This window comes from Bifidobacterium myosotis (assembly GCF_002259745.1).
In the GTDB taxonomy this organism is placed as follows: Bacteria; Actinomycetota; Actinomycetes; order Actinomycetales; family Bifidobacteriaceae; genus Bifidobacterium; species Bifidobacterium myosotis.
Genome location: NZ_MWWW01000014.1, coordinates 118,494 through 135,558 on the forward strand (window position 1 = coordinate 118,494; position 17,065 = coordinate 135,558).

The window sequence follows — 17,065 nt, forward strand, 5'->3', positions numbered from 1 at the left end:
CGCATATCGTTCCTGCGCGGGGAATCAGGACATATTCATAGCCGACAAGACTCTAAGGTATGGTTGACCTCATGGCTGAAACCGGGAACTTCGTACATCTGCATAATCACACGCACTATTCGCTGCTGGACGGCGCCTCGAAGATTCCCGCGCTGGCCAAGCGTGCGGCCGAACTCGGCATGCCCGCCATCGGCATCACCGACCATGGCAACATGCATGGTGCGTATGAGATGTACACCAACTGCGTCGCCAACGGCGTCAAGCCTATCATCGGCATCGAGGCGTACGTGACGCCCGAGACCGCCCGGCAGGATAAATCGCGCGTGCACTGGGGCACCGAAGCCCAGCGTCGCGACGACGTCTCCGGTGGTGGTCTGATCACCCATATGACGATGTGGGCGGAGAATGACGAGGGTCTGGTCAATCTGATCAAGGCCTCCTCCGTGGCCAACCTCGAGGGTCGTGTCATGCGTTATCCTCGTATGGACAAGGAGGTGCTCGCCACCTATTCGAAAGGCGTGATCGCGTCGTCGGGTTGTCCGTCGGGCATCATCCAGACGCGTCTGCGTCTGGGCCAGTTCGATGAGGCGTTGCGTGCGGCCGGCGAGTTCCAGGACATTTTCGGCCGGGACAATTTCTATATCGAGCTCATGGACCATGGCCTCAAGATCGAGACGCAGGTGACCCGGGACCTGCTCGACATCGCGAAGAGGCTCAACGCGCCGCTGTTGGCCACGAACGATTCGCATTACGTGCATGCCGAGGACGCGCAGGCGCAGGACGCCATGCTGTGCATCAATTCCGGTTCCCGGCTCGATGACCCGGATCGTTTCAAGTTCGACGGCACCGGCTACTTCATCAAGACCGCCGAGGAGATGCGCGAATTGTTCAAAGAGCATCCCGAGGCGTGCGACAACACGTTGGAGATCGCGGAGCGTTGCAACGTGATGTTCGACGACCACGAGGACGGCGCGTTCATGCCGCAGTTCGCCTGCCCGGAGGGGTGGGACGAGACCAGCCTGTTCTTGAAGAAGGTGGAGGAGGGTCTCGAGAGGCGCTATGACGGGCATCCGCCACTGGACGTGCTGAAGCAGGCCGACTACGAGTGCGGCGTGATCTGCCAGATGCAGTTCTGCGGATACTTCCTCGTCGTGGCTGATTACATCCAGTGGGCCAAGGACCACGGGATCATGGTGGGGCCGGGCCGTGGCTCGGCGGCAGGCGCCATGGTGGCCTACGCGATGGGCATCACCGAGCTTGACCCGTTGAAGCACGGCCTGATCTTCGAACGCTTCCTGAACCCGGAGCGCGTCTCCTTGCCGGATATCGACGTGGACTTCGACCCGGAGGGGCGCGCCCGCGTGATTGAGTACTGCGGTGAGAAGTACGGCACCGACAAGGTGGCGCAGTGCGTGATCTACGGCACCATCAAGACCAAGCAGGCGTTGAAGGATTCCGCGCGCATCATGGGCTACGAGTTCTCGGTGGGCGAGAAGGTCACCAAGGCCCTGCCACCCGCCGCGACCGGCGGCAAGGACATCTCCCTGCATGACATCTTCGACCCGGCGGCCAAACGGTACGCGGAGGCGCGCGAGTTCCGCGAGATGTACGAATCCGACCCGGACGCGCGGCGCATCACCGACGAGGCGAAGGGCATCGAGGGCCTGATCCGCCAGACGGGTGTGCACGCGTGCGCGACGATCATGGGCAGCGCGCCGATCACGGACACGTCGCCCCTGCTGGAGCGCACCGACGGCACCATCACCACCACGTTCGAGTATCATACGTGCGAGACGCTGGGTCTGGTGAAGATGGACTTCCTGGGCCTGTCCAACCTCACGATCATCCATGACACGCTGCGCAACATCGAGGCCAACGGCAAGCCGGCCATCGACTACACGAAGATCCCGTTGGACGACAGGGAAACCTACCAGTTGCTATCGCGCGGCGACACGCTGGGTGTGTTCCAGCTCGATTCCGACGGCATGCGCGCGCTGCTCAAGACCCTGAAGCCCGATAACTTCAACGACATCTCCGCACTGATTGCCCTGTACCGTCCGGGCCCGATGTCGATGGACTCGCACACCAACTACGCCAAGCGCAAGAACGGCCTGCAGAAGATCACGCCGATCCACCCCGAGCTTGAGGAGCCGTTGAAGCAGGTGCTCGACGAGACGTACGGCCTGATCATCTACCAGGAGCAGGTGCAGTCCGCCGCGCGTATCCTGGCCGGCTATTCGCTGGGCAAGGCCGACGTGCTGCGGCGTGCGATGGGCAAGAAGAAGCCCGAGGTGCTGGCCAAGGAGAAGGTCCCGTTCTTCGCGGGCATGAAGGAGCACGGCTACTCCGAGGAGGCGGCCACCGCCGTGTGGGACATCCTCGTCCCGTTCTCCGGCTACGCGTTCAACAAGGCGCATTCGGCCGCCTACGGTCTGATCTCCTACTGGACCGCGTACCTCAAGACCCACTACCCGGTCGAGTTCATGGCCGCCCTCCTGCAGGGCGCGGCCACCAACAAGGACAAGACCGCCCTCTATCTGGGCGAGGCGCGTCGCATGGGCATCCAGGTGCTCTCCCCGGACGTCAACGAGTCGGTCTACGAGTACTCGGCCGTCGGCGACGTCGTGCGCTTCGGCCTCGGCGCGATCCGTAACGTGGGCGACAAGGCCGTGGCTGACATCATCGCCGAACGCGAGGGCCCACGCGGCAAGTTCGTGAACTTCATGGACTTCATCCGCCGCGTGCCTCTGACCGCCCTGAACAAGCGTTTGGTCGAATCACTCATCAAGGCCGGCGCCTTCGACTCCATCGACCCGAACCGCCGCGCCCTGTTCACCGTGCACGAGGCCGCCATCGACTCGGTCGTGAGCCTCAAACGCAAGCAGGCCGAGGGCCAGTTCGACCTGTTCAGCGACGACGAGGACGGGGGAGCGGAGGCCATGGGCGACGCCTCCGTGAGCGTGCCCGACCTCGAGGAATGGGACAAGAAGACCAAGCTCAACTTCGAACGCGAGATGCTCGGCCTGTACGTGTCCGATCACCCGCTCTCCGGCATGCAGTCCGTGCTCGCCAGCCTGCGCGAGATGTCCATCGCGCACCTCATCGACCGCGCCAAAACCATGCCCGACGGACAACAGGTCACCCTCGCAGGCCTCGTGACCGGCGTTGATCGGCGTGTCTCCAAGAAAGGCAACCCCTGGGCCATCGTCACCATCGAAGACATGGAAAGCAGCATCCAATGCATGTTCTTCGGCAAGGTGTACGAGGCCGCAGCCGCCGAACTGGCCGTTGACACGGTGGTGCAGATTCGCGGGCAGGTCGAAATGCGCGACGAGACCGTGTCTCTGCGTGCCACCGACATGCAGGTGCCCACGCTGGAGGCGGAGGACGAGCGTCCGCTGGTCATCACGCTGCCGCCGGTGGCGTTGGACCGTCGCCGGATGACCGAGCTTGGTCAGGTGCTCGCCAATCATCCCGGTTACTGCGAGGTGCATCTGGCGGTGATGGATGAGAAGGGCAACGCCCAGGTCTTCACCTTCGGCGACCGGTTCCGCGTCAAACGCGACACGTCGCTGTTCGCCGAGATCAAGATCCTCTTCGGCCCCAGCTGTCTGCCTGCCGCCTGACGGGGTGGATTTCGAGCCGGCGGTGGGGCAAGACACGGTAGCCCGGCCAGCTCGCATGGCTGTCCTCCTCATTTTCCGGGCATATTCACCCCATGAAGAAGACGGTTTTGGCGGTTCTGGGCATATTCGCATCATGGGGAACGACTGCTCTGTCGGTTCTGGGTATATCCCTACCGGTTATTCTGGGCATTCGCGTGTCGTAAGCGGGATTCTGGGCATGCGGCCACCATGAAGATGCCCGTAGCCGGGTTTTCATGGCATGGATATGCCCAGAACCTGGAGAGCGGCCTTCCTCGTAGTGGGAGAATGCCCAGAATCGTGCGGAATCATGCACGATGGGCATCAGCATCCGTGGTGTCGTGGAGTGCCCAGAATCGTGCGTGGAATCATGACTGGAATCGGGGGGGGGATAGTCGCTGCATGGCGCGGCGAGTCCGATTGGGCTGTTGAATGGATGCTCGTCTGTCCGTCGAGGGGTATCTGGCGTTGTTACCGGGCCATGAGCTGGCTTGACGACGCCAATAAGCCTGCGGCAGGCGTCGTGCCCGAGCCGGAGCATGGCTTGGCGGCTACGCTGAGGGCGGTAGCGTCGGCATTAAGCCACCGTATGGCCTGCCGACGACGCGAATCGCCTTCTCAGCGTCGTCGGCAGGCCAGCTCATGGTCGTGCAACCGCGATGAGCCCGTAACCGTTGGCGAACGGCCATCGCATGGCCTGCTGACGACGGCGATTATCGCCTCAGCGTCGCCTGCGGGCCAGTTGATGGCCGGGCGACTCCGCCTAGACTCCGCTAGGACACCGCCAAGGCTCTAATCGCGCGCTACGATGGAAGCCGTGACTGATGCAGGCGAGCAACGTTGGATAGCTGAGACTCTGGAGAGACTGTCCCGCTCGCAATTCCGCGCCAAATTCGTATTGACCGACAAGGATCGCGCCTACGCGAGGGCCAAGGGCAAGGAGACGATCGACCGGCACGCGCATGAGATGCTGCGGGACCGGGTCGGTGCCGCCGAGCCGAAGAACGACGGCAGGCAGACGCCGTGGCGCGGTCATCCGGTGTTCACCGCCCAGCATGCCACTGCCACCTGCTGCCGCGGATGCATCGAAAAATGGCATCACATCCCCAAAGGACGGCCATTGACCGACGAGGAGGTGAACCGTCTCGCCGACCTCGTCATGGCATGGATCGAACGAGACCTCGTCAATCACCCCATTCATCCGGCGCATCCGGTCCACACTGTCCAACCCGTCCAACCTGCTCGCCCGGTCCGTTAGCCGAGGGCAAGCCCGAATGCGGAAGAGCCCGAAATAGAGGTGCGCAGGGGTGGTAACGGAGCGCAGCAGGAGTAGCATGAAGGCGGAAACCGTTTCCATAGCGAAAGGATCGTCATGAGCGAACAGCAACTGGTTTCCCCCGAACTGACGTTGAACGACAAGGCGCATTCCGTGATTCCCCAAATCGGATTCGGCACGTTCCAGATTCCGCCCGAAGACACCCAGCGTGCCGTCGAGGAGGCGTTGGAGATCGGATACCGCCACATCGACACGGCCGCCGCCTACTACAACGAGGAGCAGGTGGGCGATGCGCTCAAGGCCACCGGCATGGCCGGCAAGGTGTGGGTGACCACCAAGCTGCGCAACTGCGATCAGGGCTACGACTCCGCCATGGTGGCGTTCGAAGAATCTAGCCGCAAGCTCAAGGTGGACATCATCGACATGTACCTCATCCACTGGCCGTTCCCCGCCGCCGGTTTCTACAAGGAGACGTGGCGCGCGCTGCTCAAGCTGCGCGACGAGGGCGCGATCCGCGTGCCGGGTGTCAGCAACTTCCTGCCCGAGCATCTGCGCGGCATCATCGAGGATTCCGGTCAGGCGCCGGCCGTGAACCAGATTGAGGTGCATCCGCGCTATTCCCAGCCCGGCAACCTCGCCTTCTGCGAGGCTCACGGCATCGTGGCCGAAGCGTACAGCCCGCTCGGTCACGGCAAGGACATCGAATCCGATCCGGTGACGGCAGCCGCCAAGGCCCATGGCGTCACGCCGGCGCAGGTGGTGTTGCGCTGGCATACGCAGGAGGGACGCATCATCATCCCGAAGTCCAAGCACGTCGAACGCATGAAGGCGAACCTTGCCAGCACCGGCTTCGATCTGACTCCCGCCGAGCTCGAGGCCATCGACGCATTGGACGACCCGCACGCCAACGTGAGCGCCAACCCCGCCACGTTCACCCATTCGCAGTCGTGGGCCGATCAGCACGTACGCGGCAACATCTGAATCCGGATTCGGGAGGTAACCCGATTCCGTATTGGCATTCACCTGATTCCAGCTGGATTCCAAGCGGATTCCGGCGGATAGCGCGCAAAATGCCGCACCACACCGCACGGTGTCTATGGCGTGTCGGCGGAAAATGCGACATGATGTCCATCAGCAATGGTTGACAGACTGTCAACCAACCCACAAGGAGGCGGACATGTATTATTCCAACGGTAATTACGAGGCGTTTGCCCGTCCGAAGAAGCCGGCCGATGTCGACAAGAAGTCGGCCTACATCATCGGCACGGGCCTCGCCGCCCTGTCGGCGGCATGCTATCTGGTGCGCGACGGCCAGATGCCCGGCGACCACATCCACATTCTCGAAAAGGACCCTGTGCCGGGTGGCGCCTGTGACGGCGCGGAGATTCCCGGCCTTGGCTATGTGATGCGCGGCGGTCGCGAGATGGACAACCACTTCGAGGTGATGTGGGACCTGTTCCGCTCCATCCCCTCCATCGAGACCGAAGGCGTCTCGGTGCTCGACGAGTACTACTGGCTTAACAAGGAGGACCCGAACTACTCGCTGTGTCGCGCCACCAAGGAACTCGGCAAGGACGCCGGCACGAACGGCAAGTTCGGACTGAGCGACAAGGCCTCGCAGGAGATCATGAAGCTCTTCTTCACCCCGGATGAGGAGTTGTACGACAAGCCCATCACCGATTTCTTCGACGACGAGGTGCTGAACTCCAACTTCTGGATGTACTGGCGCACGATGTTCGCCTTCGAGAACTGGCATTCCGCGCTCGAGATGAAGTTGTACATCAAGCGCTACATCCACCACATCGGCGGACTGCCGGACTTCTCTGCCCTGCGCTTCACCCGCTACAACCAGTATGAGTCGATGATCCTGCCGATGGTCAAGTACCTTGAAGGCCATGGCGTGCAGTTCCACTACAACACCAAGGTCGAGAACGTCGAATTCGCCATCGGCGGGGGAGACGGCCCCAAGCGCGAGCACACCGGGGTGGGTCAGGACACCATCCTCAAGATTCAGGCCACCTCCGGAGTCTTCAAGCGCAACCCGTACTCCAGCCCCACCAAGAAGCTCGCCGTGCGCATCGACCTCGACCATGAGGGCGAGAAGTCGTCCATCGACCTGACCGAGAACGATCTGGTGTTCATCACCAACGGCGGCTGCGTCGAGAACTCTACGATGGGCTCGCAGCAAGCACCCGCCGCTTGGAACCCGGATCTGAAGCCCGGCGGCGGCTGGGACATGTGGAGCCGCATCGCCGCGCAGGACCCGAGCTTCGGCCACCCGGACAAGTTCTGCTCCGACCCGCAGGCCACCAAGTGGATGAGCGCCACCGTCACCACGTTGGACAAGGAGATTCCGCCCTATATCCAGCGCATCTGCAAGCGCGACCCGTTCACCGGCAAGGTCGTCACCGGCGGCATCGTTACCGTCACCGATTCCAACTGGCTCATGAGCTGGACCCTGAACCGTCAGCAGCAGTTCCGCGACCAGCCCAAGGACCAGCTGTGCGTGTGGGTCTATGGTCTGTTCCCCGACAAGCCCGGCAATTACGTCAAGAAGCCGATGACCGAATGCACCGGCGAGGAGATTTGCGAGGAGTGGCTGTACCACATGGGCGTGCCGACCGACAAGATCGAGGCGCTCGCCAAGAATCACGCCAACACCGTGCCGGTGATGATGCCGTACATCACGGCCTTCTTTATGCCGCGCGCAGCCGGTGACCGTCCGGATGTGGTCCCTGATGGCGCCGTCAACTTCGCGTTCCTTGGTCAGTTCGCGGAAACCCCGCGCGACACGATCTTCACCACCGAATACTCGATGCGCACCGGCATGGAGGCGGTGTACACCCTGCTTGACGTCGACCGTGGCGTGCCGGAGGTGTGGGGCAGCGTCTACGATGTGCGTAATCTCCTCAACGCCACCGTCAAACTGCGCGACGGCAAGCCGGTCACGGATATGAAGCTCAACTTCGTGGAGAAGGCTGTGCTTGGCAAGGTGCTGAAGAAGCTCGACGGCACGGATATCGCCACGCTGCTCAAGGAGTACCACGTAATCTGACATGCGCCGGACATTCAGCCGGTCCGGTCGGTTGATGTGATTGGCATCGACTGGTTATCGATTGCGGTCTGGCATGACCGGTTGGTGATGACGGGCTGATCTGGCCGGTTGATCAGGGTGTGCTGGACTGACTGGTTGGTGGTGACGGGCCGGAAGTGCAGGTATGCGATGCGCGACACGCTCAAGGCCGCTCGGCCGAGCCTACGGTCGCGCATCGCATACCTGCACTTCCGGCCCTTGCCGTCTGTCGTATCTGAAATGGGCCGGCGCCATACAAATAATGCGTATTCTGGCTCCCCCTGTCAGGACGTTGCCGTGAAGCAAACAGCAGAGCTGTTTGTAGGCAACGTGCGAGCCGACAGGCGAGCCAGCAGGCCGCGCGCGTAGCGCGTCATTGATTGCGGGACCGTTGCCGTGAAGCAAACAGCAGAGCTGTTTGTAGGCAACGTGCGAGCCGACAGGCGAGCCAGCAGGCCGCGCGCGTAGCGCGTCCATACTTGCGGGACGAGCTGGCGGCGAAGCCGGCTGAGGGGGTGGTTCAGAGCGGGTCAGCCCCATCACGGCAGAGCTTCTACCTCACGCCCCAGTCGTAGCGCTGGGACTCCAGTCGCATGTAGGTGAACAGTTCGGTGCGGTCGATGCCGTCGATTTTACGGATATGCCGGTTGACCAGCTCGAGCATGCTTTCGTCGTCTTCGGCGAAGATTTCAGCGAGGATGTCAAACCGGCCGGCTGTGATGATCACGTAGTCGATCTGGCTGATTTCCTTGAGTTCGCGCGCCACGTATTCGATATCGCCATTGACGGTGATGCCCACCATCGCCTGCCGCTTGAAGCCCACGTCCATCGGGTTGGTCACCGCCACGATCTGCATGATGCCGTCATCCAGCATCCGTTGCACGCGCAGTCGCACCGCGGCCTCCGAAAGCCCGATCTCCTTGCCGATTGACACGTATGAGCGCCGGCCGTCCTCCTGTAGCAGCGTCACGATTCTTTTGTTGGTCTCGTCCAACGTCTGCGGCTGGCTGTCCGTTGTGATGCCGTCACCGCCGTCCCTGCTGGTTTTCGCTGATGTCATGGTTCCCTCCGTTCGTTTCTGCTGCGTCCATTATGCCCGTCATGTGTGTCCAAATAATTCGAAATCGTGAATCCATCTGTCTGCGGATTGCGATTTTCGTATACTGGGTGCGTTTCAAGAGTTCCTTCCCGTGCTGGTGCCGTTGCCGGGCTCCGTTGAAGCGTATCTGCGAGCCGCGTGTTCCACTATGTGACTGAACGATCGCATATGAATCGGCGAGTGACGGTGTCGTCCATGCCGGGATTGCCGATGGGTTGTTTTCGGCTTTCTTATACGATTCTCGTGATAGGTCATGTTATAGAATGCGGTTTTCGCATAATCGAGATGCAAAACAACGAAAACAATCGCAATATTGCGTTTACGTAATGGAAACCGTGGTCTTCTTCACTGAAGGTTGTGATGTGACGAGCCGAACAGAAGGAGACGCGATGAGCAAGGTACAACCATTGGTGGCACGCGACCCTGAAGTCGAATCAAGGGAATCCGGACTGACGATCAACCGTGCGTTCAAGGTGTTCCAATCCGCCGAGGGCAAGGAGGTCCGCGCCATCAACGACGTGAGTTTGGCCATCCGGCAAGGCGAGTTCTTCATCCTGCTCGGCCCGTCGGGCTGCGGCAAGACCACGCTGCTGCGCTCCATCGCCGGTCTCGAAAGCCTGGACGCCGGCGAGATCTATTTGGGCGACCAGCGCATCGACCAACTGCCGCCGTACGACCGCCCGGTCAACACCGTCTTCCAAAGTTATGCGCTCTTCCCGCACCTGACCGTGGCGCAGAACGTGGCGTTCGGACTCGAAATGGAGAAGAAGCCGAAGACCGAAATCGCCAAAACCGTTCAGGAGATGCTCGACTTGGTGCATCTGGGCGAGTTCGGCGGCCGCAAACCCAACCAGCTCTCCGGTGGCCAGCAGCAGCGTGTGGCGCTTGCCCGATCGCTCGCCAAACGGCCCAAGGTGCTGCTGCTCGACGAATCCCTTTCCGCCCTCGACTTCAAGCTGCGCCGTCAGATGCAGGTGGAACTCAAGCGCATCCAGCGTGAAACCGGCATCACTTTCGTGTTCGTCACGCACGATCAGGAGGAGGCCCTGTCGATGGGCGACCACATCGCCGTCTTCTCCAAGGGCCGGCCCGAACAGGTGGGTACGCCGGAGGAGATCTACAATGAGCCGGCCAACCGGTTCGTGGCCGACTTCATCGGCGACATCAACTTCGTGGACGCCGTCAAAAGCGCGGAAGGTGAAATCACCGTGGAAGGCGTGCCGTTCCGCGTCAAGCAGGACATCTCGGCCTTGCCGATTGGCGCCGAGGTCAGCGCGGCGATCCGCCCCGAACGCATCACGCTTACCGCGCCGCGCGAGACAGCGCTCACCGGCACCGTGGAGACGTTGATGTTCATGGGCGCGGACGTGCGTTGCGAGGTGCGACTCACGGACGGCACCACACTGCTCGTACGTCTCTCCCCGCCGTACGACACGGCCGTGCTGCACGAGGCCGCTACGGTATCGGTCGAAGTCGAGGCCGAGCACATGAGGGTGGTGGAGCGATGAACGAACACAAGTCAGGCGCGACGGTCCCTGATGTTTCCGCCGCCGATTCTGGCAAGTCCGTGACGGAGGCGATGACGGAGACTGTGACAATGGACGCAGCGCAGCCGGTAACGGGAACAGAGACGTCGGCGCGGAAATCGCCTTCCCGGTGGTCCCGCTGGTTCTCCTCAACCCACCCGGTCAAGCCCGGAATGCTCAGCCGTCTCTACTCCCTGCCCTCCATCCTTATCGGATTGCTGTTCACGCTCGGGCCCATCGGCGTCATCATCGCGTTCTCCTTCATGAGCCGGCCCGACATGGGCGGTGGCGTGGTGTTCCGATTCTCGACCGAAGCCTACGAAAAGCTGCTGTTCCGCCACGACTTCTTCGGCAACCGGTCGTTTGACACCCGCTACCTCGCCGTGTTCGGCACCTCGCTGTGGCAGGCCCTTCTGACCACGGTGATTTGCGTGGCGCTCGCCTTCCCGATCGCCCTGTGGATGTCGATGAAAAGCGCCAAGGTCCAGCAGATTCTGGTGCTTCTGGTTACCATTCCGTTCTGGACGAACCTGCTGGTGCGCACTTACGCATGGATGCTCATCCTCAACGAAAACGGTCCGATCAACTGGGCGATGCGACTCCTTGGCATCGGCTCGCAACAGATGCTGTACACCTCGTTCGCCTCGGTGATCGGTCTGATCTACACGTTCCTGCCGTTCGCCATCCTGCCGATGTACTCGGCCCTCTCCGGATTCGACTTCCGTCTGGTCGAGGCGGCGTATGACCTCGGCGCGCATAAGCTCACCGTGATGCGTCGCGTGATCTTCCGGGCCGCCATGCCCGGCGTGATGAGCGGTGTCGCCTTGTGCTTCATTCCGGCTTTCGGCTCCTACGTGCAACCAGTCCTGCTCGGCGGCGGCCGCGTGCTCATGGTCGGCAACCTCATCGCCTCCCAGTTCGCGGAGGCTCGCAATTGGCCGTTCGGCTCCGCACTGTCCACGGTGATTCTGGTCGTGACCCTGTTCGGTGCGCTGATCGCCTCGGTGATCGGCGGCCGTGCTTCCAGAAAGGCAGGTGAGTGACATGACCGTATTCCATGACGATACCGAACCGGGCAAGGTCGACTACGACAACGCCGGCGAATTCGGCGCACTGGTGGCTCGTGCGCAGCGGGACCGTGATGCCGCCGATGGCACGACCTCCGGTGTGCGCATGCCGGAAGGGCTGGAATACAAGCAGCCCGATCGTATGTGGAGCACACGGCGTTCCGGCAAGCAGGGCAACACCTTGCGGCGCTTCCCGATGGTCGGGTTCCTCAGCGTGTTCGTACTGGCATTCCTCTACGTGCCGATGGTGATCGTCGTGTTCTTCTCGTTCAACGGCGGTCGCCAGGCGCTCCTGTGGGAAGGATTCTCCCTGCGCTGGTACGGCGAGGTATTCACTAACGGCGCCATTATCAACGCCACCGAGACCTCGTTGCTCGTGGCCGTGCTCGCCACCGTGTTCTCCACGGTGCTCGGCGTGCTGTACGTGTTGGCCGTGGACCATATGTCCCGAGCCGGTTCGGCGCTCGCATCCATGCTCATCAACGCCTCGATGCTTATCCCCGAGATCGTGCTCGGTGTGGCGACCATGGCGTTCATCCGTCTCATCGGGCTTGCTCCCGGATTCGTTCCGCTGGTGCTCGCGCACACCACGTTCTGCATCCCGTTCGTCGTGATGCCGATCCGCGCGCGTCTGGCCACCATCGACCACGCCTGCTTCGAGGCCGCCGAGGACCTGGGCGCATCCGGACCGGTCACCGTATTCCGCGTGACCCTGCCGCTGTTGGTGCCGGGCATCATCTCCGGTGCGCTGATGGCGTTCGTCGTGTCGATGGACGACTTCATGATCTCCAACTTCCTGACCACCGCCGGCACCACCACGCTGCCGATTTATATCTTCTCCCTGATTCGCAAGGGCGTGAACCCGAGCGTGAATGTGGTCGCTGCGCTGTTGCTGCTACTGGCCGTCGTGGTCACGGTGACGTCCACGTTGCTGACGAACCGCAAGTCGAAGTGAGGTGAGCGAACATGATGACAGTCAAGACCGGTGAGACGATCGGAGCCGGCAAGTCCGGCGAGTCCAACGGAACCATGCGGGCGGGGATCCATGCCGAAGCCTGCGCGGGGGCATGCGCCGGAAACCGCTCGGCGCGGTGCGATGCTACGGCGTGCGGTGATCCGGCGCGTCCGGCACATCGCGCTCTGATGCGTCGTGGCCGTTTGCGTCGAGCTTTGGCGGCGGGATTGGCTGGCGTGATGGCCGTCGGGCTCGCCGCATGCTCCGGCGGGGTGAGCGACATCGCCTCCGGTCCGGTGGTGAGCGCGGTCGGTCCGTACCATGCGGCCACCGGTGGCGAACTGCATATATACACATGGGCCGGGTATATGCCGGACGACGTGATCAAAGCCTTCGAGCAAGACACGGGCATCTCGCTCACGGTCGACACCTTCGACAGCAACGAGGCACTTGAGGCCAAACTGCAATCCACCGGCGGTGAAGGGTACGACATCGTGATGCCCAGCGATTACATGGTCGAGCAGCTCATTCACGAAAAACTGCTCATGAAATTCGACGTGGACACGCTGCCCAACGCCAAGAACATCAAATCCGAGTTCCGTAACCCCTATTACGACAAGAAAATGGAGTATTCCATCCCATACATCGTGAGTTATACGGGCATCGTGTACGATGCCAAGTCGATTCCGGCGGCCGATGCGCCTCGGTCGTGGAACGACTTCTTCCATCCGAAGGCGTCTTGGGGCAAGACCCAGCTGCTCGGCGACCAGATCGAAGTGGTCAACGCCGCGTTGCGCGCGGTGGGCTCCGACCAGTGCACTGCCAATCCCCAGGATTATCAGGACGCCGCCGATCTGCTGGAACAGTACAAGCCGAAACTGGGCGTGATGAGCTCTGAAGGCGTGGCCGACCGACTCGCGTCCGGCGAGCAGAAAGTCGGTATGGCGTGGAGTTACGATGCCTATCAGGCGATGGTGAGCAACCCGGATCTGAAGTTCGTCTTTCCCTCCGATGGTGCGAACAAATTCGTGGACAACGTGGCCATCTCGCGCGGGGCCAAGAACGTGGATCAGGCCAAGACGTTCATCAACTGGATGCTCGATCCACAGCACAAAACCGCCGTGGAGCAGAACGCCGGCGCGGGCAGCGTGCTCAACGGCGGCGACGACCTGCTGCCCTCCGACATGCGCAAACTCAACGTCGTCGTGCCCTCCGCCGCTGAAGAGCAGCACGCCATCCTCGAAAAGAGGTGCTCCAACAAGCTGAATGATAACTACACCATGATGTTCGAGGACTTCCGCAATTGAGGATGGCATACCGTCGAATCCGTTGTGGCAGTAAGACTACATAGACTTGAACGTTTGTTTGTTGTTGCGTCCGTTTTCTTCATTCTGCAACATACTGCATCATGCTTCGCGTTTGGTTGCGGGATTGCGCGGGATTGCGCAAGCAATGCGCTTGACGTGGCCTCGACCGGTTCACGGATGGGTTTCGGCTTCTCTCGCCTGTGCGGGAGAAGCCTTTTGTCATCTTGTGATGGTTTTCGCAATTCAGCTGCGTCGTGACTATGTAAATCGCAATAATGCGCCGTTAATACCTACGAAATAAATAGGTGATTACCTAAAGTCGTTGAGAAAAACGCAGGTTTAGCTTTTACCTCATACGAAATCCTGAATCTCACCAATTGTCAACGAAACCGATCCGAAGGAGCGACACCATGGCGGCTACCATCGATGAAACGAAAATCAAGGAACTGACCGCGAAGGAAGGTGACAAGCTCAACGCCAAGCTCGGCAAATCACGCGAAATGTACGAGCGCGCCTGCAAGCACCTGTGCAACGGCGTCGCCTCCTCCTACCAGCTGCGCGACCCATGGCCCATCTACGTGGACCGTGGTCAGGGCTCCCGCATGTGGGACGTGGACGGCAACGAATACTACGACTTCAACAACGGCTTCGGCGCCATGCTCCAGGGCCATGCCAACCCGTACATCGCCGAGGCGGTCAACGACCGCTTCGCCAAGGGCTCGCACTTCGCCATGCCGGATTGGGATGACGTGGTGGTGGCTGAGGAGCTGACCGAGCGTTTCGGCCTTCCGAAGTGGCGTTTCAACAACTCCGGCTCCGAATCCACGATGGACGCCATTCGCATCGCCCGCGCCTACACGCACCGCGACCACATCATGAAGATCTTCGGCTCCTACCACGGCCATCACGACGCGGTGATGATCTCCATCTCCGAGGACTACAACAACATCGGTGACCGTTACCACCTCAAGTCCCTGCCGTACGGCGCGGGTATCCCGAAGGCCACCGTTGAGCTCACCGTGCCGGTGCCGTTCAACGATCTCGATGCCCTTGAGCACCGCATCAAGGAGATGGAGGAGGAGGGCAATCCGCCGGCCTGCCTCATCATGGAGGCATGCCTGATGAACATGTCCATCGTGCCTCCCGAGCCCGGCTACCTCGAGGGCGTGCGCGAACTGACCAAGCGGCACGGCATCGTGCTTATCTTCGACGAGGTCAAGACCGGCCTGACCGTGGGCCCCGGCGGTGCCACCAAGCTGTTCGGCGTCACGCCGGACATGGTCACCATCGCCAAGTCGCTTGCCGGTGGCCTGCCTTCCGGCGCGATCGGTGGCACCGATGAGGTCATGCATGTGGTCGAGGACGGCGAGGTTTATCAGGTCGGCACGTTCTCCGGCAACCCGCTGTCGATGGCCGCCGCCCGCGCCAGCCTCGAGAAGGTGCTGACCCCCGAGGCCTATGAGCATCTCGACCATATGAACCAGCGTCTGATGGACGGTTGCCGCGAAATCATCAGGAAGTACGATTTCCCGGGCTACGCGCAGGGCTTCGGCGCCAAGGGCTGCGTGACGTTCTCCCCGCACAAGATCACCGACTACGTGAGCTTCCGCAAGGGGCAGAACGCGGCACTCAATCAGCTCGCGTGGCTGTATGAGGCCAACCGCGGCGTCTACATGGCCCCAGGCCGCGAAGAGGAGTGGACGCTGTCCGTCGCCCATGACGACAAGGCCTGTGACACCTACTTGGCCGCTTTCGAGGAGATGGCGCACGATCTGACGGCATGATTGCGCGCATTCGTGCAATTGCCTGACGGTAGTTGACGATGGGAGGGTGCGGGTGTTCGCTGCATTGTGCGGTGAACACCCGCACCCTTCCTCGTTGTGCGCTCATTGTGCGCTGCGGTCTTGGTGGGTGGGTTGCGTCTTCTTGTGCGGCGCTTGACGCGTGAATCTGGCGCGTGAACGTGGGGTGTCTGAGAGAGGAATTTTTGGGACGTGCCGGTGAATAGGAGAATTTGCTGCTTGGGGTGATGGGGGAGAGGGTTATTCTGATATTGCAACATCGTTTCGGGGCTGTTTTCGACACGCCGGGGGAATGCCGTCGTTTCAACGGTTTTGGCGTGGTTTTCGTATGCCGGTTTGCGTTTGTGTTCGTGTTCGTGTAAGTTACTTCTTTGCTGCCGCTGAGCGGTCTGGTTGATTCCTTCTTGTTGGTTTTGCCGGGCTGGTTTGTGTGTGGTGGTGGTTTGAGAACTCAAGAGCGTGTTTGTACTACTTCTTTATAGTCAATGATTGCCAGTCCGATGCCTGCCTGCCTGTTTGTGGTGGGTGCCTGAGAGATGGTTGAATGGTGTCGGGGTTTTTGTGTGAGCGTCCTTTCCTTATTAGGACGTTCCTGTTGATTTCTTTTTTGGAAATTGTTTTGAGAGTCTGTTTTTCGGGCTTTCTTCATGATGTTTTTTTGTGGAGGGTTCGATTCTGGCTCAGGATGAACGCTGGCGGCGTGCTTAACACATGCAAGTCGAACGGGATCCCTGGTTTCGGCCGGGGTGAGAGTGGCGAACGGGTGAGTAATGCGTGACCGACCTGCCCTGTACTGCGGAATAGCTCCTGGAAACGGGTGGTAATGCCGCATGCTCCAATGCACTGCATGGTGTGTTGGGAAAGGTTTTTCCGGTATGGGATGGGGTCGCGTCCTATCAGGTAGTCGGCGGGGTGATGGCCCACCGAGCCTATGACGGGTAGCCGGCCTGAGAGGGCGACCGGCCACATTGGGACTGAGATACGGCCCAGACTCCTACGGGAGGCAGCAGTGGGGAATATTGCACAATGGGCGCAAGCCTGATGCAGCGACGCCGCGTGCGGGATGGAGGCCTTCGGGTTGTAAACCGCTTTTATCGGGGAGCAAGCGAGAGTGAGTGTACCCGTTGAATAAGCACCGGCTAACTACGTGCCAGCAGCCGCGGTAATACGTAGGGTGCAAGCGTTATCCGGAATTATTGGGCGTAAAGAGCTCGTAGGCGGTTCGTCGCGTCTGGTGTGAAAGCCCATCGCTTAACGGTGGGTCTGCGCCGGGTACGGGCGGGCTGGAGTGCGGTAGGGGAGACTGGAATTCCCGG

10 protein-coding genes and 1 rRNA gene are annotated in these 17,065 nt (G+C 61.1%); 10 read left to right on the forward strand and 1 reads right to left on the reverse strand.

Annotated features, from left to right (window positions below):
- Positions 1 to 71: 71 nt before the first annotated feature.
- From dnaE to BMYO_RS07275, 4 genes are all read left to right on the forward strand, one after another.
- Positions 72 to 3,626, forward strand: coding sequence for a DNA polymerase III subunit alpha (dnaE, locus tag BMYO_RS07260; protein WP_169834088.1), 3,555 nt, complete (start codon positions 72 to 74; stop codon positions 3,624 to 3,626).
- An 835-nt stretch (positions 3,627 to 4,461) separates the two neighbouring features.
- Positions 4,462 to 4,902, forward strand: a complete 441-nt coding sequence (locus tag BMYO_RS07265; RefSeq protein WP_233428200.1) for a DUF4186 domain-containing protein — start codon at positions 4,462 to 4,464, stop codon at positions 4,900 to 4,902.
- Positions 4,903 to 5,016: 114 nt separating this feature from the next.
- Positions 5,017 to 5,901, forward strand: a complete 885-nt coding sequence (locus BMYO_RS07270) for an aldo/keto reductase (protein ID WP_094667824.1) — start codon at positions 5,017 to 5,019, stop codon at positions 5,899 to 5,901.
- A gap of 196 nt (positions 5,902 to 6,097) precedes the next feature.
- On the forward strand, positions 6,098 to 7,975 hold the full coding sequence (locus BMYO_RS07275) for an oleate hydratase (protein ID WP_094667825.1): 1,878 nt from the start codon (positions 6,098 to 6,100) through the stop codon (positions 7,973 to 7,975).
- A 571-nt stretch (positions 7,976 to 8,546) separates the two neighbouring features.
- Here BMYO_RS07275 and BMYO_RS07285 read toward each other — a convergent pair.
- Complete coding sequence (locus tag BMYO_RS07285) at positions 8,547 to 9,053, reverse strand: Lrp/AsnC family transcriptional regulator (RefSeq protein WP_094667827.1); 507 nt, start codon at positions 9,051 to 9,053, stop codon at positions 8,547 to 8,549.
- 428 nt (positions 9,054 to 9,481) lie between these two features.
- On the opposite strand from BMYO_RS07285, the gene BMYO_RS07290 reads away from it, so the two are divergent.
- From BMYO_RS07290 to BMYO_RS07315, 6 genes are all read left to right on the forward strand, one after another.
- On the forward strand, positions 9,482 to 10,600 hold the full coding sequence (locus BMYO_RS07290) for an ABC transporter ATP-binding protein (protein ID WP_094667828.1): 1,119 nt from the start codon (positions 9,482 to 9,484) through the stop codon (positions 10,598 to 10,600).
- The gene (locus BMYO_RS07295) at positions 10,597 to 11,661 is read left to right on the forward strand and encodes an ABC transporter permease (RefSeq protein WP_233428201.1); all 1,065 of its coding nucleotides are present in this window, start codon (positions 10,597 to 10,599) and stop codon (positions 11,659 to 11,661) included. The genes BMYO_RS07290 and BMYO_RS07295 overlap by 4 nt, the downstream gene beginning before the upstream one ends.
- Before the next feature lies 1 nt (position 11,662).
- Positions 11,663 to 12,640 (forward strand): ABC transporter permease, encoded by a 978-nt coding sequence (locus BMYO_RS07300; RefSeq protein ID WP_094667829.1) that lies wholly within the window; start codon positions 11,663 to 11,665, stop codon positions 12,638 to 12,640.
- An 11-nt stretch (positions 12,641 to 12,651) separates the two neighbouring features.
- On the forward strand, positions 12,652 to 13,947 hold the full coding sequence (locus BMYO_RS07305) for an ABC transporter substrate-binding protein (RefSeq protein WP_094667830.1): 1,296 nt from the start codon (positions 12,652 to 12,654) through the stop codon (positions 13,945 to 13,947).
- A 410-nt stretch (positions 13,948 to 14,357) separates the two neighbouring features.
- Positions 14,358 to 15,731, forward strand: a complete 1,374-nt coding sequence (locus BMYO_RS07310; protein WP_094667831.1) for an aspartate aminotransferase family protein — start codon at positions 14,358 to 14,360, stop codon at positions 15,729 to 15,731.
- Between the two features lie 675 nt (positions 15,732 to 16,406).
- Positions 16,407 to 17,065 (forward strand): 16S ribosomal RNA (locus tag BMYO_RS07315); the annotation flags it as partial.

What these genes read in the sequence shown, in the direction of transcription:
- dnaE (WP_169834088.1), top strand. Translation starts at nt 72, where the DNA reads ATGGCTGAAACCGGGAACTTCGTACATCTGCATAATCACACGCACTAT.
- BMYO_RS07270 (WP_094667824.1), top strand. Translation starts at nt 5,017, where the DNA reads ATGAGCGAACAGCAACTGGTTTCCCCCGAACTGACGTTGAACGACAAG.
- BMYO_RS07275 (WP_094667825.1), top strand. Translation starts at nt 6,098, where the DNA reads ATGTATTATTCCAACGGTAATTACGAGGCGTTTGCCCGTCCGAAGAAG.
- BMYO_RS07285 (WP_094667827.1), bottom strand. Translation starts at nt 9,053, where the DNA reads ATGACATCAGCGAAAACCAGCAGGGACGGCGGTGACGGCATCACAACG.
- BMYO_RS07290 (WP_094667828.1), top strand. Translation starts at nt 9,482, where the DNA reads ATGAGCAAGGTACAACCATTGGTGGCACGCGACCCTGAAGTCGAATCA.
- BMYO_RS07295 (WP_233428201.1), top strand. Translation starts at nt 10,597, where the DNA reads ATGAACGAACACAAGTCAGGCGCGACGGTCCCTGATGTTTCCGCCGCC.
- BMYO_RS07300 (WP_094667829.1), top strand. Translation starts at nt 11,663, where the DNA reads ATGACCGTATTCCATGACGATACCGAACCGGGCAAGGTCGACTACGAC.
- BMYO_RS07305 (WP_094667830.1), top strand. Translation starts at nt 12,652, where the DNA reads ATGATGACAGTCAAGACCGGTGAGACGATCGGAGCCGGCAAGTCCGGC.
- BMYO_RS07310 (WP_094667831.1), top strand. Translation starts at nt 14,358, where the DNA reads ATGGCGGCTACCATCGATGAAACGAAAATCAAGGAACTGACCGCGAAG.